Raw genomic sequence first — 20,195 nt, 5'->3', positions numbered from 1 at the left:
CAAAACTATATAGTATTCTATGAGTGACGAAAAAATTTGATGAATATGAAATGAAAGGGGAAGGTTATGAAACTATGTGTGGGGAAGGATAAGGGGATTTTGACTTTATCTGTGGTATTGGGAGCAGTGAGCGCAGTGGCGGCTGCTTTTGTTTCGATTATTCTGCAGCGCATTGTCGATGTGGCGGTAAAGGGAGACGTGGATGGGTTCAGCAAACTGATTATCGGTATTGCTGTCTATATGGTGGCGCTTTGCTTGATTGGATTTGCGGAGGCTTTATGCGGCAAAGTCCTTTTGCGCAACGTCACCAGGAATCTGCGGGACCGTATCTTTCAGGGCGTGATGGGCAAAACGCCAGAGGAATATTACAGGAGCAATTCGGCCGATTACCTCTCTATGATTGTCAACGACGTAAAACTGATCGAAGAAAATTTTCTGGTGCCCCTGCTGCTGTCGGTCCAGATGGTGGCCCTGTTTTTAGCCACGCTGGCAATTCTCTGCTATTTGAGTCCTCTGATTACGGTGATTTTGATTTTCTTCCTGCTGCTTATGTTTCTGGTGCCGGCGCTATTGGGAAAGGCCCTGCAGAAAAGACAGGAAGCCTATTCGGAAAAGCTGGCTGTGTTTACTGCCAAAGCCAAAGACTTTCTCAGCGGCTACGAAGTGATCCGGGGGTTTTCCATCGGAGGCCATATTTTGAAAAAATTCCGCAGGGAAAACAGGCAGACTGCCAATGGCAAGTTTCGCGCAGACCGTCTGGTAGCCATTAACGAAAGTCTGGCGGATATGCTGTCAACCCTCAGCATTGTGGTGGTCGTTTTCGTGGCAGCCTATATGGTGCTGAAGGGAAGGATCACGGCCGGAACTCTGCTGGCTCTGATCCAGCTGAGCGGCACGTTCAGCACTCCGGTATTGGTAATCATGCAGAATTTCCCGAAAATGACCGGTATGAAACCGATCCTCAAAAAGCTGGAACAGCTGTGTGCTGAGGAACCGAAGACCGGCCCGGACAAGGAGCCGGAGAATGAGGAAGCGATAAGCTTTGACCGGGGCCTGGAGCTTGAATCTGTGAAGTACGGCTATGAGGAAGGTAACGATGTCCTGCGGGGAGTCGACCTTCAGATCGAACCAAAAAAGAAGTATGCCTTTCTGGGGGACAGCGGCTGCGGAAAGACAACTTTGACCAAGCTGATGACCGGATATTCCAACCGGTACGAAGGCAGCATACGCTATGACGGAAGGGAGGTTCGGGAAATGAACGGGCGTCAGCTCAGCAGCCTGATTTCTGTGATTCATCAGAACGTCTATCTCTTTGACACCGATATCTATCAGAATATCTGTCTGGATGAAAGCTTTTCAGAAGAGGAGCTGAGACGTGCGCTTGACAGGAGCGGCGTGGCCGGTTTTTTGGATCAGCTGGATGACGGAATACATACAAGAGTCGGGGAAAACGGGAACCGGCTTTCAGGCGGCCAGAGACAGCGTGTTGCCGTAGCCAGGGCGCTGATCCGTAGAACGCCCATTCTGATCCTGGATGAAGGGACCTCCGCTGTCGATCAAAAGACTGCCTGTGCCATCGAACGCCAGTTGCTGGAGGAAAAGGATCTGACCCTGATTACTATTACCCATCATATGCAGGAGGAGCTTCGGGAGCGCTATGACCGCATCGTAGATTTTTCCGCATAGCTCTTGACAATTGCATAAAAAACACATAAACTAATATAGTTCACTTTATGAACTATATTAGTTTTTTGTTGGAGGATTTATGGCAGAAAAAGATTGGATCTATATGATGGAGCAGATGCAGAGCATCCGTCTCTTTGCCCGGCTGAACGTGAGAAGAAAGCGGCAGTCCGAGCATTTTTCCGCAGAGTCGCTGGACCTTCTTTCGAGGGTGGCGATGGCAAAAGAACCGGTAACGCCTCTCATGCTCAGCAAACAGACGGGTCTGACCAAGCCCATGGTCAGCAAGCTCATCGAAGAGCTGAGCGGAAAGGGTTTTCTGAAAAAGGAACAGGACCCAAAAGACAGAAGAAGCTATTTTCTGATTCTTACGGGCGAGGGAAAAAAGGAGATGGAAGGCACATACCAGTATTATTTAGAACCGGTCTATAAAATATGGCGCGATCTTGGGGAAGAAAATTTCGCGGAATTGATGAAACTGATCGATATGGCGAACAACGCGCCGCAGGAATGAGTTGGGGGGATAAAGAGATGAAATTTTACGATGTTATGCAGCTTAACGCGGCGGATACCAAGCGGCTGCTCAGAGAAACCCAGGCAAAGAGAGAAAAGCGAATCTATAAATGCGCCTTTGTGCTGAAGAATATTCTCTGTATCTTTTTTTGTATGGCAGTAGTCGTATCTTTTTCGCTTATCTTTGGCCAGGAAAACAGTATTCCCGGCGTGATCGTGCTGATTGCTATTCTCACCATCAGAAAAGCGGATTTGGATATCGATTCCCGGCATGGGCTGGTCGTCATTCCGATTTTGTTCGCGATTTTGGCGGCAGGCCCCCATTTAGCAGGACTTGTAGGTCCGGCAGCCGCATTGGGAATCAATCTGGTCAGCATTTTGTCCATACTGGTCCTGAGCTGTCACAACATTTACCTGTATAACCACGCGACCTTTGTGCTGGGATATCTGATGCTGATGGGCTATGATGTTTCCGGGGACGCCTATATCCGGCGCGTGCTGGCGCTGATGACAGGAGCGGTCCTGGTGAGCATTGTCTTTTATATCAATCACAGAAAAAAAGAATTTCCCCAGGGGATCGGAGGACTATTCCGCGATTTCTTTACGTTAAATGAGAGAACCCGCTGGCAGATAAAAATGGCCCTGGGCCTGTCACTGGGCATGTTCATTGCCAGCCTTCTGGGAATCCCGCGGGTCATGTGGATGGGCTTTGCCTGCATGTCGCTTTTGCCGCCGGTACAGGAGACCGTGCCTTCCCGGGTGAAGCAGCGGATAATCGGCGTCATTGGGGGATGCGCATTGTTTGCCGTCCTCTATCAAATTCTCCCCGGGGATCCGGGCGCGTATATGGGAATACTGGGCGGCCTGGCCGTGGGATTTTCCGGAACCTACAGCTGGCAGACCGTATTCAACTGCCTGGGCGCTTTATCCATGGCTGTGGGAATTTTTGGTCTTCCGGGAGCCATTGCCCTGCGTATTATCAATAATTTTCTGGGCGCGCTCTACAGCTTTTGCTTTCACAAGCTGTATGAAGGCGGTACCACCCTGCTTCTCAGGGAAAAAGACGCCTCCGACATAGCTCAATAGGCGGAAAAGGCTTGCCTTTTCACCGGGTCTCGGGTATGATGATACTGGTCTTTTAAGAGACCAATTCAGAACTCCGTGCATGTTTTAAGTGTGGGCGCGCGGGGATCAGGCAATTAGAAGGAAGATAATGAAAAATTATTTGTGTGCGATAGTGGTCGCTCTGATGCTGATTTTGACCTGCTGCAGCTGTGCGGAAAAGACGGAGGGGGATTTCCGGCTTACAGCTGACCAGATGAAAAGCCTGGTGGCACAGCTCAATGAAATGGATCAATATCAGGGGTACGAGAGTCAGTTTACAGAGGTCAAAACGATCAACTCCATAAAACTATACGGCGCGGAAAAAGAGGGCGCTCAGATCAAACTTTACATGTGGGACGTATCCGGCAGTTACGTGAAGTATAAGAATGCCGCCTATGAAGTGGCAGGCGGATGCTATCCGCTGATCGTGACTGCGGAAGCAGATGGCATGACGCTGCGGATAAGCGATGTGCGGCTGCCGAAAGACAGCCTGGAATACGCATCTTCGATTCAGGATATGTTTCCGGAAAAATACGCGGATAAAATCCTCGATGAGGGGATCGAAACCTGCGACAAGCTCTATCGCCAGCAGAACGAGCAGATCAAAAACTACTGGCACGTCTCCATCAGCGAAGATCATTTCGCACTGGATGAAAACACCGGAGAAGTGGCAATCGTTCATGCGACCGAAGGTTATGACAAAAAGGGCGAATACTTCTATAGAAAAGAGGTTATAGACCGCGGATTTCTGAAAAAAACAGCAGGAGGTGCATCATGACAGAATCCTTTGCCATTGCGTTTTTCCGAATTTACGACCGGAAAATCGCCAGCGGCGAGATAACGTTTTCCCAGACAGGGATGAAAAAGGACGATTTTACCAAGCTGTGCACAGACAGCTCCTACGTTCTGCCCCGGGCGGAAATCGAAAGACTGTGCAAAGCCATGAAGCTTACGGAGGACGAGGGTGAGACTCTGCTCCGGTGGGCGGAAGATTAAATTGCAAAGCGAATAGTATTACCGTATCGGAGAAGGAAACAGGCCGGTACGGTAATTTTTTTCAAAAAGTCCTTGACATATTGAACTGTAAAAATTATAATTACAGTTACAGGAGAGGTAAAGCACACATAAAAAAGAGGGTGATAAGGTTGACAAGCGAATTTGCAATAGCAGTGCATACGCTGGTGTTTTTAAATCATAAAGGCGATTGTCAAAGCAGTGAAAAGATAGCGGAAAACGTTTGTACCAATCCGGCCAGAGTCAGAAAGATTCTCGTAAAGCTAAGAAAAGCGGGGCTGGTGCGGACCAAGGAAGGCAACGGAGGCGGCTACTATTTCCAGGGAGAGGCGGAAAACGCCACTCTGGCACAGATCTGCGAAGCAGTGGAAGAGGTACCGATCACAGTATCCAAGAAGACCGGCGACCCGGACATGAACTGTCAGATCGCTTCCGGTATGGCAGGGATCATGGATGAGATCTATGAAGAGATGAACGGCCTGTGCATCAAACAACTGGAAGGGATCACATTGGCGGACATCGATCGAAAGGTATTTGAAAAATGAGAGGAGAGCGATCATGAAAAAATATGACGCAGTAATAATCGGATTTGGTAAAGGTGGAAAGACGCTGGCAGGAGATCTGGCCGGCCAGGGAAAAAAGGTGGCTTTGATCGAAAAGTCCAACAAGATGTATGGCGGCACCTGCATCAATGTGGGGTGCATTCCCACAAAATCATTGGTTCACAGCGCGGAACTGGCAGAAGCCTTTCACTTTGATTCCTTTGAAGAGAAGGCGGAATTTTACAGAAGCTCGATGGAAGAAAAACAGCGGCTGGTAGAAATGCTCCGCAAGAAGAATTACGATAAGGTCAATGCCAGCGATAACGCGACCATCTACGATGGAACAGGCAGCTTCGTATCCGAGCATGAAGTCCTGATACAGCTGGAAAATGGAGAAGAAACTGTCTATGGTGAGCAGATCTTTATCAATACCGGATCCGCGGCATTTGTTCCGCCGATTCCCGGGCTTTCAGAAGCCAAAAGGGTATATACCAGTGAAACGCTGCTGGATCTGAAAGAGCTGCCTAAGCACCTGATTATTTTGGGCGGCGGATATATCGGTTTGGAATTCGCTTCCTTTTACGCTTCCTTCGGCTCCAAGGTGACGGTTCTGCAGATGGAGGACCTGTTTATCGGCCGTGAAGACCGCGAGGTCGCCGAAGCTGTGAAAACAGCGTTGGAAAAGAAGGGAATCACCTTTATCATGAGCGCCGGTACCAAACAGATCTCAGGAGACAGAGAGGCTGTGCAGGTGGAATATGAAGTCGGCGGCAAAAGCGAGACTGTCCTGGGCGACGCCCTTTTGGTAGCCACCGGACGGCGCCCCAATACGAAAGAATTGAACCTGGATAAAGCGGGCGTGGAAACCCTTCCAAACGGAGCGGTGAAAACAGACGAAAACAGAAGGAGCAGCAAAAGCCATATCTTTGCCATGGGCGACGTGGCCGGCGGTCTGCAGTTTACTTATGTTTCTCTGGACGATTACCGGGTTGTAAAATCCGCCCTCACCGGCGGCAGCTATACGGCGGAAAACAGAAACGTGCCCTACAGCGTATTCATTGATCCGCCGCTTTCAAGGGTAGGGCTGACAGAAGAGGAAGCCAGGGCAAAGGGTTACAAGAACGTAAAGACTGCGTCGCTGCCCGCGCCGGCTATCCCCAAAGCCCAGGTCCTGCAGCAGCCGACCGGATTACTCAAGGCAGTAATAGACGGAGACACGGAGGAGATTCTGGGAGCCACTCTGTTCTGCAGTGAATCCCACGAGATGATTAACCAGATCAAGCTGGCTATGGATTTGGGGGCATCCTACAAGGTTCTGGCAAATCAGATCTTCACCCATCCGACCATGAGCGAGGCACTCAACGATTTGTTCTCAGCCGTAAAATAAGAAAAACGTTCAGGTAAAGAAGCTGGCGCGCCGGAAAAGCCGCCAGCTCTTTTATTGTTTACAGACCGTAGGCCCCGGTGATCGGATCTTCAAAGATAAAGGCGTGGGGCGGCTGAATCGTGAAGAGCACAAAACAGACAATTAAAACCGCAGCGCCGATTCCTGCCAGCATATCCGCTTTGGATGAAGAAAAGGCGTCCTTTTTCAGCAGCTGCCAGCTGAAAAGGTAGGCGGCAAGGACACCCAATATAAAGGTGCCGATGTCGAGAGGCAGATAGTTGGTACCCAGCAAAGCGGTATATCCATAAAAGGAAACTACGATAACAGCCATTCCCAAAAGGACAGACAGCAGCTTTACGGCGATAAAGCCGGGTTTGTGCCTCCCATAGGCAAAATACTCGACAGCTGAAAAGACAAACATGGGCGTTGCCAGGAGCTTGAGGTGCTCCCAGGTGCTTTCATTGACTGCGGAGAAGGATGCCACCAGAGGATTTTCCCCGGACCAGTGATAGAAAAAATGCGTCAGCGTTCCCAGGACGACGGTAAAGAGAATTCCGGCAATATGCCAGCGTTTTATGTTCATTGTGAATACCTCCCGTCATAGTCTATGCAAATCGCGCAAAAAAGTTGACCTATCTGCAAACTTTGTAAAACCATTGACAAATATTCTGTTTTTTCATACTATGAATCAATGGAGCGGATTTCAGAAAAGCGCGGGGAGGTGATGAACGTGAAGCAAAAAGATACGGGTAACCTTCAGACCAGAAATAAAAAGATTGCCATGCGGGTATCTATAATCAGCATCGCAGTGAATCTCTTCCTGTCCGCATTTAAGCTGGCGGCAGGGCTTTTGGCACACTCAGGAGCAATGATCTCCGATGCCGTCCATTCGGCATCAGATGTTCTCAGCACATTGATCGTCATTGCAGGGGTTTCCATTTCCGGCAAAAAGTCCGATCGGGAGCATCCTTACGGACATGAGCGAATGGAATGTGTGGCATCCATTCTGCTGGCGATTTTTTTACTGGCCACCGGCATTGGAATTGGATTTGAGGCCGCGGCAAAGATTCTGGCGGGAAATTATGAAGAGATCGCCATACCGGGCAAACTGGCGCTGATAGCGGCGGTGGTTTCCATCGGCATCAAGGAATGGATGTACTGGTATACGAGAAGAGCGGCGAAGAAGATCAATTCGGGAGCATTGATGGCCGATGCCTGGCACCACAGATCCGATGCCCTTTCTTCGGTGGGAGCTTTTGTGGGAATTCTCGGCGCCCGTATGGGACTGCCGATCATGGACCCCCTGGCCAGCGCAGTGATCTGCGTCTTTATTGCCAAAGCGTCCATTGATATCTTTCGCGACGCAATGGATAAGATGGTGGATAAAGCCTGCGACGCGGAAACCGTGGATCGCATGATCTTTCTGGCTCTGAGCAATCCCAAGGTAAAACGCGTGGACGAGATGCGGACCAGAATGTTCGGCGCTCGTTCCTACGTGGACATTGAGATCGCAGTGGATGAAAACCTCTCACTGAAAGAGGCCCACCGCATCGCAGAAGAAGTGCATCACGCAGTGGAAAAGGAATTCCCGCAGGTGAAGCACTGTATGGTCCATGTCAACCCGGAAGGGTCAAACTATTAATGCATCCAGCTGTGCATGGAGGGACGTCTTTTCAGGCGGAAGTAATAGAGGATACCGATCAGATCCGCAAGGAACCAGCCGATGGGGATTGCCCACCAGATTCCCAAAAGACCGGCGGCGGTAGGCGCCAGGGTGTAGGCCAAAAGCACCCGTGTGCCCAGGGAAACGATGGTGAGAATGACCGATATTCCGGCTCTGCCGATGCCGCGGTAAAATCCGTACAGTAAAAACAGAATTCCGATACCGCAGTAAAAAGCACCTTCGATTCGCAGGTAGCCGACGCCGATGCGGATGATTTCTGTTTCGGAAGAAGAGATGAAGATCTTCATCAGCGGCTCCGCAAAACAGCATACCAGGGCAGAGATAACGATACAGAAAACAAGGGCGCATAGGCCTGCGGACCGGATTCCCCGGCGGATACGGTCTTTTTTTTCTGCGCCGAAGTTCTGTGCGATATAGGTGGAAAAAGCATTGCCGAAATCCTGCACCGGCATATAGGCGAAGGCGTCGATCTTTACGGCGGCGGCAAAAGCGGCCATGACCGCTACGCCAAAGCTGTTGACCAGTCCCTGGATCATCAGGATGCCAAAATTCATGATGGACTGCTGGATGCTGGTCAGCAGAGACAGGCGGATAATGCTCCAGCAGATCGCCTTGGGCGGCCGCATATGCCTTTTTTCAATGCGGAGGATCGGCAGGCGGCGAAAACAGTAGAGCGCAAGGCCGGCAGCGGATATGAACTGTGCGATTACGGTAGCCCAGGCGGCTCCGGCAATACCCAGGCCAAAGCTGAGAATGAAGAGCAGGTCCAGGCCGATGTTAATCAGTGAGGCAATTCCTAAAAAAATCAGCGGAACTACGGAATTTCCGATGGAACGCAGCACTGCCGCGAAATAGTTGAAAACAAAGGTAAAGAGAATTCCGATAAAGACGATCCGCAGGTATACCTTCGTTTCATCGTAGATTTCCGGCGGGATCTTTAAGATGGACATGATCGGCCCCGTAAAAAGAAAAACCGCGCAAGTGATGCCTATGGTCAGAAGCCCGATGAAAAAGAAGGAGAAGGAAAGGGACGAGCGAAAGGCGTTTTCCTTTTTCGCACCGTAAAACATGGAAAAGGTAACGCTGCTTCCCATACACAGCCCCAATATGATGGATGTGAGAAAAACCATGAGTGTAAAAGATGAACCCACGGCAGCCAAAGCGCCGGGCCCCAAAATCCGCCCGACAATCAGGGTGTCCACAATGTTGTACAATTGCTGGAGCAGATTCCCTAAAATCAAAGGCAGCGCAAATAAAAGCATGGACCTGGTAACTTTTCCTTCAGTTAAATCGATTTGCATATCGTCCTCCTTTTTCTTCTATATAGATGTTATCATTTTTCAGGCCCCAGGTCAAAGCGATATCCCCGCGGCCTCTTGACAGAGCAGGGGCTGAGTGTAATAATATGTCATATTGTGAAACAGGGGGCGGAAACGATGTATGAAGGATTATACCGAAAATTACCCAGTACCAAAGCTTATCTGGACCGAATCGGCATGGATGCGCCGCAGGAGCCCGACGAAGCTTATCTGGACCGGCTGATTTTGGCCCACCAGTATCAGGTACCCTTTGAAAATATTGATACCAGTGATAAACATTTGACCGTTTCATTGGATACGGAAGTCATCTTCGATAAGATTGTTATCAGAAAACGGGGCGGCTGCTGTTTTGAGCTGAACGCGCTTTTTCTGAAACTGCTGACTGCCCTGGGCTTCGACGCCTGGGCATGCCGGTGCCGGGTGCTGCGGGGAAAAGACTTTTTCCCTCCGTCCTCCCACCGGGCGGCGCTGGTACGGCTCAATGACGGTATTTATTTCTGCGATGTGGGCTACGGCGGACCTCAGCCCGCCTGCGCGGTCAAGGTGGAAGACGGAAGCCAAAAGAGCAGCGCCGGCCAAACCTTCCGTATCCGCAGGGAGGATGATTACTGGTGGACCTTGCTGTATATGTCTAAGAGCGGGCCGGAGGAAACCATGCAGTTTACCATGATGCCTGAGGATGAAGTGGATTTCGTGCCCCTGAGCCATTTCTGCTTCACCCATCCCGACTCCTTTTTCTCTTCCGGAGAAAGGGTAATCAGCCGCCGCATACCGGGAGGCAGCGTATCCATAGAAGACAATCTTTTTACCCGTGTGCTGGACGGCGTGCGGGAAGAGGCTGTCATAACCGATGAAGAACAGTACCGTAAACTCCTGATACAGGAGTTTGGGATCAAGCTATAAAGAGAAAGGATGTCATATGGATTGGAGTAATTTGTTATGTCCGGAGCGGATTCGCAGCTACAGGAGCGGGGCCGGCTCCGGCGATCTGCGGACAGAGTTTGAAAAGGACTATCACAGAATCATCAACAGCGCGTCGTTTCGGCGGCTGCAGGATAAGACACAGGTCTTTCCACTGGATAAAAGCGATTTTATTCGGACCAGGCTGACCCATTCACTGGAGGTTTCATCCTTCGGCAAATCCCTGGGCCAGAATATTTCCGAACAGATTCTGAGAAATATCGGAGACGAGACTTTTCAGCCCTCCTATAAAGCTGACATCTGCGACATCCTCCAGTGCGCGGGTCTGCTGCACGACATCGGCAATCCGCCCTTCGGCCATTTCGGGGAGACGGCAATCCGTCAATGGTTCCGGGAAAATCTGCCCCGGCTGCAATTTCAGGGAATGCCCATAAGCAGACTCCTTTCTCCGCAGATGAGAGAGGATTTTTACAACTTTGAGGGCAACACCCAGGCCCTGCGGCTGGTAACCAAGCTGCATTTTCTGGTGGATGAACACGGCATGAATCTCACCAAAGCCCTTTTGGGAACCATGATTAAGTATCCGGTTTCCTCCCTGGGGATTAACAAATACAGCGGCAACATCAAGGATAAGAAGATGGGCTACTATCATGCGGAGGAGGATCTGTTCCTGGATCTGCAGGAAAGCCTGGGAACCGGAGGAAACCGCCACCCGCTGACCTTTATTCTGGAGGCGGCCGACGATATCGCCTACAAGACGGCTGATATTGAGGATGCCTGCAAAAAGGGATGTATCAGCTATGAACGGCTGATCATGGAGCTGGAAAACCGGGCCCCGGAAGGAGACGAAGAATATGGGGAAATGGTGGAATCGCTGAAAAGGCGTTATCAGAAAGCACGCCAGAGGGGTATTTCGTCACCGGAGCTCAATGCGGTACAGACCTGGATCGTTTATCTGCAGGGCCGTCTCATCGCCTGCGCAACCTTCGGCTTTACGCGGAATTATCAAAGTATCATGAAGGGCAGCTACAAAAAGGATCTTTTTGCAGGCACTTACGGGGAAGCGATGATGCAGGCTCTGGGTGATATCGCCTTTGATTACGCTTTTAACACAGAGCCGATTCTCAAGCTGGAAATTGCCGCCCAGACGATATTCAACTTCCTCCTGGACAAGTTCGTCTCCGCGGCTGTCTATTACGATACTCCCGAGACTCAGAGCGATGTGAGCAAAAAGCTGATGGCGCTGATATCGGATAATTATAAAGGTATTTATCACATCTACGCGAAGGATAAGGGACCGGTGGAAAAGCTGTACCTGAGGCTGCTGCTGGTGACCGATTTTATCTGCGGAATGACGGACAGCTATGCGAAAACGCTGTACCAGGAGCTGAACGGAATCGTATAAAAATATAGCGGACCAGAACAACAAAGGAAAGGCAGGAATGAAGATATGTTCGTATTAAAGCTGATAGCAGGTCCCCTGATTGGGGCGCTGATCGGTTATTGCACCAATTTTATCGCAGTGAAAATGCTGTTTAAACCCCACCGGCCGGTCATGGTGGGAAAACACAGGCTGCCCTTTACTCCGGGACTGATTCCCAAGAGGAAGGACGAGCTGGCGGGAGCCATCGGCTCAGCCATCGGGGAGGTACTGCTGACGAAGGAGGATCTGGCAAAGGCTCTGCCGGCGGATCAGATCAAGGAATCCATCGCCGACGGACTTTGGCAGCGTTTTCTGAGGGCAAGAGAAAGCGAGGTTTCTATAGAAGAAGGGGCCTGCGGCTATCTCACTAAGGAGAGGTATGACGAACTTCAGCTCAAGCTGGAGGATCGGATTACGGGAAAAATCATGGAAGGCATCCGCCAGATGGACATCAGCAATATCGTGGTCACGGAAGGCAGCCAGGCAGTCCGGGAAAAGGTGCAGGGCACCATGCTGGCCATGATGTTCAACGACCAGGTGATCCAATCGGTGGCCGCGCCCATCGGGGAGGAGATCGAATGCTACATAGACGAAAACGGAGAAGATAAAATACGCCCCATCGTTACAAAAGAGCTGGACAAGATCGGGGAGCAGACCATTGGAAATCTGACGCAGCAGCTGCCTCTGGAACGGGGACATATGAGCCGGATTGTGGAGGAGCTCTATGCGACCTGCGTGGAAGATACCATGGAGGAAATGCTGGAAAAGCTCGACATAGCCGGAATCGTAGAGGAGAAAGTGCGCGGCATGGATGTTGTCAAGCTGGAAGCGCTGATTTTGTCGGTAATGAAAAAGGAGCTCAACGCCATCGTCAATCTGGGGGCGCTGATCGGCCTTGTCATTGGGCTTTTAAATCTTTTCATCAGCATGCTCTGATTTATCTCTTGTAATAAAATTTTCCGGGTGATAGAATCATTTAGTGAAGCAGGTAAAATATTTGCGGGCCCCGGGCCCGAAAATGGAGGAATAAAGTATGGAAACAATAAAATGCATTAAAGAGAGAAGAAGTGTTCGTAAGTTTCAGGACAGGAAAGTGCCCCATGAGATAATCAACGAGATTGTCGATGCGGCGGCTTATGCTCCATCCTGGAAAAATACCCAGGTTACCAGATACATCGTTACGGAGGACCAGGGTAAGATGAACAAGATCGCCGACAGCTGCGTACTGGGATTCGAATACAATATCGATACCCTGCGCAATGCTCCGGCGCTGGTAATCGTGACCATGATCGAAGGCCGTTCAGGTCTTGAAAAGGACGGTTCCGCCACGACTCCCAAGGGCGCTGACTGGGGCGTATTCGATACGGGTATCGCTGCGCAGACCTTCTGCCTGGCAGCTCACGACAAAGGAGTCGGATCGGTCATCATGGGAATCTTTGATGAGAATAAAGTCAGCGAAGTCGTGGAAATCCCGGAAGGTCAGAAAGTAGCGGCTTTGATTGCCATCGGTTATCCGGATGAAGATCCGAAAGCGCCCAGACGCAAGAGCGTTTCAGATCTGGTTACCTATGCGGACTAGCGTAAAAGTGCGATGACAACTTGTGAGACAGGCATGTTTTTCCGATTGCCTGTCTTTTTTGTTTAATCCTCGTAAATGCTCCGGACTTTGGCCACCCGGATACCTTGCACTTGACAATTATATCTTACAGTTGTAAGATATAAAAAATTACACTTGTAAGTCGAACTATGGAGGCAGAAAATGAATGTACTGAAAAGACATAAAATCGTGTTTATCATCATAGCCGTAATTTTACTTGCCGCAGTCCTGCTGCTGGTATATAAAGTAGCAATCCTCAAAAGCCCGGAGAAGGTTCTGAAGCAGTATATGGCCTGCATTGAAAAGAAAGATTATGAAGCCATGTACAAAATGCTGGACCAGGAGAGTCAGGAGAGGGTTACTCAAAAGGACTTCATAACCCGCAACCGGAATATTTACGAGGGCATTGAAGCAAAAAATATCAGGATCAGTATGATCGAAGATCAGGAAAAAGAAGGCGCGGTCCAGTATAAAACGGTGATGGACTCCCGTGTGGGGGAGATCCGTTTTCCCAATGAAGCCGGAATACATACGGAAAAGGGCAGATACCGCATCGTATGGAATGACAGTCTGATCTTTCCTCAGCTGGACAGCGACGACAAGGTAAAGGTTCGTGCCGAGAAAGCGGACCGGGGAACGATTTATGACCGCAACGGAGCTGTTCTGGCAGGTAAGGGAGCCGTAGCGGCGGTTGGCCTGATCCCCGGAAAAATGAGCGATGACCCTTCCGCTGATCTGGAAAAAATGGCCGCTCTTTTGGATATGAGCGCAGCGGACATTCAAAAGAAGCTGAGCGCCAAATGGGTGAAGGACGACCTGCTGGTGCCCATAAAAAAACTGAAAAAAGTCAATGAAAAACCCTCCGGCACCGTGGATCTGGAAAATGCCCGCGTACAGGAAGAGCTGCTGAAAATCCCGGGAGTGATTATCGGCGATGAAGAGAGCAGAGTCTATCCTTTAGGCGAGAAGGCGGCGCATATGATCGGATATGTTCAGGGGATCAGCGCCGAGGAGCTGGAAAGCCGCAAGGATGACGGCTACGACCAATACAGCGTCATCGGCAAGAGCGGTCTTGAAAAGCTTTACGAAAAACGCCTCCACGGTATGGACGGCGAAAAAATTATCATCTACAGGAAAAACGGCAGCGAAAAGGCCGTGGTAGCCGAGCGGCCGAAAAAGGACGGAGAGGATATAAAGCTGACCATTGATTCCGCTGCTCAGTCCAGTCTGTACGATACATACAAAGAAGACAAGAGCTGTTCAATCATGATGAATCCTAAAAACGGAGAGGTACTGGCTCTGGTGAGCACGCCGTCCTATGACAGCAATGATTTCGTGGTCGGTATGTCGGAGAAACGCTGGAAGCAGCTTAACGAGGATAAAAACACTCCCATGTACAATCGTTTTAAACAGACTTGGTCGCCGGGTTCGTCTCTCAAGCCTGTAATCGGAGCCATCGGCGCGGGCACCGGAAAACTGGACCCCGGTGAAGATCTGGGGCACAGCGGCCTCAGCTGGCAGAAGAGCAAGTCCTGGGGCGGGTATCGGGTGACTACGCTCCATGAGTACAGCGGCTCCGCCAATCTGGAGAATGCTTTGATCTATTCGGACAACATATATTTTGCCAAGGCAGCGCTGAAAATTGGGGCCGATACCCTGACAGCGCAGCTGCAAAAGGCGGGCTTCGGCCAGGAGATTCCCTTTGCGCTGGGCATGAACCCTTCTCAGTACAGCAGTGATAACAAGGCCATTGAAAGTGAGATACAGCTGGCGGACAGCGGCTACGGACAGGGACAGGTTCTGGTTAACCCCCTGCACATGGCGTCCATCTATTCGGCGTTTTCCAACGAGGGGAGCATGATGAAACCCCATTTGGAGCTGAAAGATGAGACGGCTTACTGGATCGAACATGCTTTTGACAGCAAAGCGGCGGCTGTGGTGGCAAAAGATCTGGAAAAGGTAATCAGTGATCCCAACGGTACCGGCCACGGCGCGCAGCTTTCGAAGGTCAAGCTGGCCGGAAAAACCGGAACCGCCGAGATCAAAGCGTCAAAAGAGGACACCTCGGGAACGGAGCTGGGCTGGTTCTGCGTTTTTACGCCCGGCAAGGGAACTGATGATTCCCGCCTTCTGGTGACTATGGTGGAAGATGTGAAGGATCGGGGCGGCAGCGGATATGTGGTCGGTAAGAGCAAGGGAATCCTGGAAAAATTCTTCTAAACCGAGAAAGGAGAACCATAGATGGAAGGGCTCAGTTGGATCAGCGATGAATGGATCAAATTTTTTGAGGTAAGCTACGATGGAATTATCATCGCTGACGGGGAAGGGCGAATCGTCTATATCAACCCGGCCAGCGAACGGCTGGAGGAGGTGGATAAAGAATATATTGTGGGCAGGCTGGCCAGCGAACTGGAGGAAGAAGGGATTTATGAAGTCTCTGTTACGGTAAAGACCCTCAGAGAGAGAAAGCCGGTCAGCCTCATGCAGTACAAAGGGGGAAAACAGCTGGTTATCACGGGAATCCCCATCTTTGAAGACGATGAGATCAAATGGGTATACATCAACGAGCGTGATGTAACGGAGCTGAACAAGATCAAAAGGGACAGCGAGGAAGTAAAAGCCATCGCTGAAAAATACAAGCGGCAGCTGGAAGAGCTGCAAGTCAGGGAAGACGAAAAGTCGGAGATGGTTACAGGCAGCAAGGTCATGGAAAAGACGGTTTCCCTTCTGGCGAGGATCGCTCCTACGGATATTCTGGTGCTTCTGGAGGGTGAATCGGGAACCGGAAAGGATGTTCATGCCAGATGGATTCACAGGCACAGTCTGAGAAAGGATAAACCCTTTGTTAAGATCGACTGCGGTACTCTGTCGGAAACGCTGCTGGAATCGGAACTCTTTGGATATACCAAGGGAGCCTTTACCGGGGCCAGCAACTCGGGGAAAAAGGGGCTGGTGGAAGTTGCCGACGGCGGAACCCTGTTTCTGGACGAGATCGGAGAGATGCCGCTGGGCCTGCAGGTCAAACTGCTACGGCTTATTCAGGATAAGGTATTCATCCCTGTGGGCAGCGTGGAAGAAAAGACGGTGGATATCCGCATCATCGCCGCCACCAACCGGAATCTGAAGGACATGATTCGGCAGGGAACCTTCCGGCAGGATTTATACTACCGGCTCAATGTGATGCCGGTCAGACTGCCGCCTCTCAGGGAAAGAAAAGAAGATATCTTTTACTTCATCGAGTTCTTTATGGAGAAATTTAATAAGAAGTATGGTTTCCATAAAACAATATTGAACAGAGCTATCAGCCGGCTGTGTGATTACAGCTGGCCGGGAAATATCCGCGAGCTTTCCAATGTGATGGAGCGTCTGATTGTGGTGGTGCCCAGGGCTGCTATTGACGCAAGCGACGTGGAGACGGTCCTCGGGCGCGAATACCGGAAAGGACAGGGAGAGGATGACTTCAGCCGTCAGACGTATGATGAAGCCTTTGAAGAATTCGAACGGTACTATCTGAAAGGTATGATTGGAGTCAGCAGCAGCAACTATGAGCTGGCAGAAAAAACCGGGCTTTCCGCCAGCACCCTAAAAAGAAAATTGAAAAAGTATAAGCTCAGGCTGCGGGATAGGGCCAAAACTGAGCCAAAGGACCAGAACTGAGCCTTTTGTTGAGAAAACCATTTCCAAGTCTGAATTTACAGAAAAAACTGAAAAGAATGCCGTATAAAAAGGATCAAATCTGGTCCTTTTTTTATGCGCTGATTTTGCCTGTAAAATAAAATGCGAATGGATCGTTGATATTTCAACGTTTTAACCCTTTGGCACAGGACTTGCTCTTATTAAGGGCAAAGAAACGTAATCATTTGGAAGGAGATAAGAACATGGTTGAAAAGAACAAACAGTTTGTAATGGATTGGATTAAAGAGAGAAAGGATACTTTCTCAGAATGGCACTCAGAAATCTGGAATTACGGCGAGACGGCTTTCCGTGAATACCGGTCGGCAAAATGGTATACGGACCTTTTGCGCAGGGAAGGATTTGAAGTGGAAGAGGGCAGCGGCGGGATGCCGACAGCATTCTGCGCTATCTGGGAAAACGGTGAAGGCCCGGTAATCGGCGGTTATGCGGAATACGACGGAATTCCGGGCAACTGTCAGGCCGCGGATACGGTACAGCGGCCGAGAGACGGACTCAGCCCTTACGCAGGCGGCCACACGGACCCCCATTCCGTGCTGGGAATGAGCAGCCTGGGCGGTTTTCTGGCAGCAAAAGCGGCGATGGAAACCTTCCATATTCCGGGAAAACTGAAATTCTTCGGAGAGCCGGCAGAAAAGCTGAGAGCTTCCAAGCCGATTCACGCGGCAGCAGGCTATTACGATGATTTGGACGCGGCTATCAGCTTCCATCCGTTTTATATGCTGCCTCTGTGCAACACGACCAGATGGAATACCCACTGCGGCGTAGGATATGGCGTGATGTATACCTTCCGCTGTGACGAAGCGGAGACCTGGATTTCATCACCGGATGATTCTCCGATTCCGGCCTCCCATTCGGCTACCAGATGCCCGGGAGCTACCGACGCGGTGCTGCAGATGTATACCATGTCAAAGATGTTCAAAGAACACATGATATCCAATAATGTGGGCTGGTCCATGAACGAGACGATCACCACTCTGGGTCAGGCTACGGCAGACAATATTCCGGCTCAGATCGGACAGATTCATTTCTTCATCCGTGTGCCGGATGTGGAGATGGCGGAGACCGTAGTGCGGATTCTGGATCAGAACGCTCAGGCCGCCGCGCTGGCAACCCACTGCAGCTGGGAAAAGGACTGGATCGCCAAATCAAGACCGGGCCTGCCCAACCACGTTATGGCGGATATGACCTACAGGAATCTGGAACTGGTTGGACCTCCGGTCTACAGCGAGGCGGCCAGAGAGAAAGCCAGAGAGATCCAGAAGAACCTGGGCTATGAGCCGATGGAGGATCCGTTCATCGATGAAATTCAGAATTTGATTACTCCGCAGGAATGTGAAGAAAAACTGAGAAAGGTACTGCCGGAATGGCAGGAAAACTTCACCTCCGATGACTATACGGAATTCTGCTGGCACGCGCCGACTGTAAGACTGTACATAGGCCGTCCGGCCCTGAGACCGCCGCAGCCGGGTAAGGCTTATCCGGCCTGGGTTATGAACGCTCTGGGAGGAATTCCCGAATGTATTGATCCGACCTTTATGACTGCCTCGCAGACCATCGGCCTGACGGTTATTGATCTGCTGACAAAGCCGGAGCAGCTGGCAGCGGCGCAGGAAGAATTCAAGCAGCGCACCGGAGGAGGCGTGGGCGGCAGCAAGTGGATCCCATGCCTGTGCGACTATGAGCCGCCGATTGATTTCAGATGGCCGGAATACGTGACTACGCCGAGGGGAGAAAATCAGTGGTGGATTCCTGCAAAAGGAGACAAATGAGATGAAGCAGAAAAATATAAACATTGAAATCGTAGTAATCAGTGTGATTATCGTGGCCGCGATCGCGGCCGCGCTGATCTTTAACCCTCAGGGAAGTCTGAAGGCGATCGATTCGCTCTTTGGTTTTGTTTCCAAAGCCTTCGGCACGCCGCTGCTCTGGTTCTCCCTGGCCGCTACGATCCTCTGCGCTTATCTGGCTTTTGCAAAGACAGGCCGTATCAAGCTGGGAGAGGATAAGCCTGATTTCTCTCTTTTCAGCTACATCGGTATGATGATCTGTGCCGGTCTGGCTTCGGCAAGCATTTATTTCTCCTTTATCGAATGGATCTATTTTTACTCCGCGCCCGCTCTGGGTCTGGATCCCATGTCCACACCGGCAGCTGAATGGGCGCCGGCCTACAGCTTTACATACTGGGGACTTATCAGCTGGCCGCCTTTTGTACTGGCCGCATTGCCGGTATCGATTTCCTTTTATAAAAGAAAGAACTCCGGCCTCAGATTCAGCGTAGTGTGTGAGGACCTCTTCGGACTGAAAGAAAAATCCCTCATTGGCAAGATCATAGACATCCTCTTTGTTATTACGACCCTGGGAGGCATGAGCGTTACCCTGGGACTTGGCGTTCCTCTGATCGCATCCTTTGTATCGTTCATTTTCGGCGTACAGGACTCCTTCGCCCTGCAGGTGATCATCGTCATAGTGATTGCCGTTATTTTCTCTCTCAGCTCCTATATCGGCCTGGAAAAGGGAATGAAAAAAATCAGTGATTTCAATATCTATGTTGCCATAGCCTTTGTCGTATTCCTGCTGGTGGCAGGGCCGACCATTTTCATACTGAAATATACGACCAATGGAGCGGCGCTGGCCGTACAGAATTATCTCCATATCCTGCTGTGGACGGATCCGGTCAATAACGGCGGATTTTCAGAAGCCTGGATTATCTTCTACATTTGTTTTGCCGTTGCCTATGCGCCTTTAATGGCTCTGTTTATTACCAGGATATCCAAGGGCAGAACCGTGCGGGAAATGATTCTCAGCACGGTTCTGGGAGGGACCATCGGGTGCATGTTCCTCTTTGGAATCAACGGCGGTTTTGGTATGAACATGCAGCTTTCCGGCAAGGCGGATCTGGTAACCATGCTGACCGATAAAGGTGTGGGCGATACCGTATTGACGATCCTGGCACAGCTTCCGATCCCGCAGGTAATCAGCGCCAGTGTCTTTACTCTGATGCTGATTCTGTTCCTGGCTACATCGTTAGACTCAGCATCCTTTTCACTGGCAGCCGTGGTCACCACCAATTTGAAGGAAGGCGACAGCCCGAATCCGATGTTCCGACTGTTCTGGTGCGTGCTGTTGGCTTTGATCCCTCTGGCCCTGATGTTTGCGGGCGCGCCGCTTTCCGCCATTCAGACCGTATGCCTGGCCACCGCCATACCGTTTGCGGCCGTGATTATCATCTTTGCGGTCAAATCGCTGAAATGGTTTAAAGAAGAGGTACGGCTTTTGGAAGGGAAAGAATAGAGGCAGCAAAATAGAAAAAGG

The 20,195-nt window shown here is 50.6% G+C and carries 18 protein-coding genes; 16 read left to right on the top strand and 2 right to left on the bottom strand.

The features are described 5' to 3' along the window. Positions 1-66 precede the first annotated feature (66 nt). The 7 genes from NE619_RS09210 to NE619_RS09180 all read left to right on the top strand — a co-directional run bounded on the left by NE619_RS09210 (position 67) and on the right by NE619_RS09180 (position 6,243). On the top strand, positions 67-1,686 hold the full coding sequence (locus NE619_RS09210; RefSeq protein WP_256132121.1) for an ABC transporter ATP-binding protein: 1,620 nt from the start codon (positions 67-69) through the stop codon (positions 1,684-1,686). Between the two features lie 79 nt (positions 1,687-1,765). After that, on the top strand, positions 1,766-2,197 hold the full coding sequence (locus NE619_RS09205) for a MarR family winged helix-turn-helix transcriptional regulator (RefSeq protein WP_256132120.1): 432 nt from the start codon (positions 1,766-1,768) through the stop codon (positions 2,195-2,197). Between the two features lie 17 nt (positions 2,198-2,214). After that, positions 2,215-3,282 carry an FUSC family protein gene (locus NE619_RS09200; RefSeq protein ID WP_256132119.1) on the top strand — a complete coding sequence of 356 codons (1,068 nt, stop codon included), beginning with the start codon at positions 2,215-2,217 and terminating at the stop codon, positions 3,280-3,282. Positions 3,283-3,409: 127 nt separating this feature from the next. Then, a complete protein-coding gene (locus NE619_RS09195; protein ID WP_256132118.1) occupies positions 3,410-4,078 on the top strand; it encodes a hypothetical protein in 669 nt (222 codons plus the stop codon). After that, a complete protein-coding gene (locus NE619_RS09190) occupies positions 4,075-4,296 on the top strand; it encodes a hypothetical protein (RefSeq protein WP_256132117.1) in 222 nt (73 codons plus the stop codon). Before NE619_RS09195 ends, NE619_RS09190 begins: the two co-directional genes overlap by 4 nt. A gap of 149 nt (positions 4,297-4,445) precedes the next feature. Then, on the top strand, positions 4,446-4,859 hold the full coding sequence (locus NE619_RS09185; protein WP_256132116.1) for an Rrf2 family transcriptional regulator: 414 nt from the start codon (positions 4,446-4,448) through the stop codon (positions 4,857-4,859). Between the two features lie 13 nt (positions 4,860-4,872). Beyond that, entirely contained in the window at positions 4,873-6,243 is a 1,371-nt protein-coding gene (locus tag NE619_RS09180; protein WP_256132115.1) for an FAD-dependent oxidoreductase, read from the top strand. Between the two features lie 58 nt (positions 6,244-6,301). On the opposite strand, the gene NE619_RS09175 is transcribed toward NE619_RS09180, so the two are convergent. Further along, complete coding sequence (locus tag NE619_RS09175) at positions 6,302-6,826, bottom strand: DUF6512 family protein (protein WP_256132114.1); 525 nt, start codon at positions 6,824-6,826, stop codon at positions 6,302-6,304. Positions 6,827-6,973: 147 nt separating this feature from the next. On the opposite strand from NE619_RS09175, the gene NE619_RS09170 reads away from it, so the two are divergent. Continuing rightward, positions 6,974-7,885: a cation diffusion facilitator family transporter gene (locus NE619_RS09170; protein WP_330640693.1), complete on the top strand. Its 912-nt coding sequence runs from the start codon at positions 6,974-6,976 to the stop codon at positions 7,883-7,885. On the opposite strand, the gene NE619_RS09165 is transcribed toward NE619_RS09170, so the two are convergent. Further along, the gene (locus tag NE619_RS09165) at positions 7,882-9,228 is read right to left on the bottom strand and encodes an MATE family efflux transporter (protein WP_256132113.1); all 1,347 of its coding nucleotides are present in this window, start codon (positions 9,226-9,228) and stop codon (positions 7,882-7,884) included. The two genes, NE619_RS09170 and NE619_RS09165, sit on opposite strands and share 4 nt — an antisense overlap. A 135-nt stretch (positions 9,229-9,363) precedes the next feature. Between NE619_RS09165 and NE619_RS09160 the strand changes: the two genes are divergently transcribed. The 8 genes from NE619_RS09160 (at position 9,364) to NE619_RS09125 (ending at position 20,174) form a co-directional block, all read left to right on the top strand. Beyond that, positions 9,364-10,149, top strand: coding sequence for an arylamine N-acetyltransferase family protein (locus NE619_RS09160; RefSeq protein WP_256132112.1), 786 nt, complete (start codon positions 9,364-9,366; stop codon positions 10,147-10,149). A gap of 16 nt (positions 10,150-10,165) precedes the next feature. Continuing rightward, a complete protein-coding gene (locus tag NE619_RS09155; protein WP_256132111.1) occupies positions 10,166-11,572 on the top strand; it encodes a deoxyguanosinetriphosphate triphosphohydrolase in 1,407 nt (468 codons plus the stop codon). 45 nt (positions 11,573-11,617) lie between these two features. Further along, positions 11,618-12,526 carry a DUF445 domain-containing protein gene (locus NE619_RS09150; protein WP_256132110.1) on the top strand — a complete coding sequence of 303 codons (909 nt, stop codon included), beginning with the start codon at positions 11,618-11,620 and terminating at the stop codon, positions 12,524-12,526. Between the two features lie 97 nt (positions 12,527-12,623). After that, positions 12,624-13,169, top strand: a complete 546-nt coding sequence (locus NE619_RS09145; protein ID WP_256132109.1) for a nitroreductase family protein — start codon at positions 12,624-12,626, stop codon at positions 13,167-13,169. A 180-nt stretch (positions 13,170-13,349) separates the two neighbouring features. Continuing rightward, positions 13,350-15,407 (top strand): penicillin-binding transpeptidase domain-containing protein, encoded by a 2,058-nt coding sequence (locus tag NE619_RS09140; protein ID WP_256132108.1) that lies wholly within the window; start codon positions 13,350-13,352, stop codon positions 15,405-15,407. Between the two features lie 21 nt (positions 15,408-15,428). Then, complete coding sequence (locus NE619_RS09135) at positions 15,429-16,844, top strand: sigma-54 interaction domain-containing protein (RefSeq protein ID WP_256132107.1); 1,416 nt, start codon at positions 15,429-15,431, stop codon at positions 16,842-16,844. Between the two features lie 221 nt (positions 16,845-17,065). Beyond that, on the top strand, positions 17,066-18,652 hold the full coding sequence (locus NE619_RS09130; protein WP_256132106.1) for a hypothetical protein: 1,587 nt from the start codon (positions 17,066-17,068) through the stop codon (positions 18,650-18,652). Position 18,653: 1 nt separating this feature from the next. After that, positions 18,654-20,174, top strand: coding sequence for a BCCT family transporter (locus NE619_RS09125; RefSeq protein WP_256132105.1), 1,521 nt, complete (start codon positions 18,654-18,656; stop codon positions 20,172-20,174). Positions 20,175-20,195: the final 21 nt, after the last annotated feature.

The organism is Anaerovorax odorimutans, from assembly GCF_024459955.1.
GTDB classification, from domain to species: domain Bacteria; phylum Bacillota; class Clostridia; order Peptostreptococcales; family Anaerovoracaceae; genus Hominibacterium; species Hominibacterium odorimutans_A.
The sequence above is the reverse complement of the archived record's forward strand: the minus strand, read 5'-3'. Positions and strand labels throughout refer to the sequence as shown.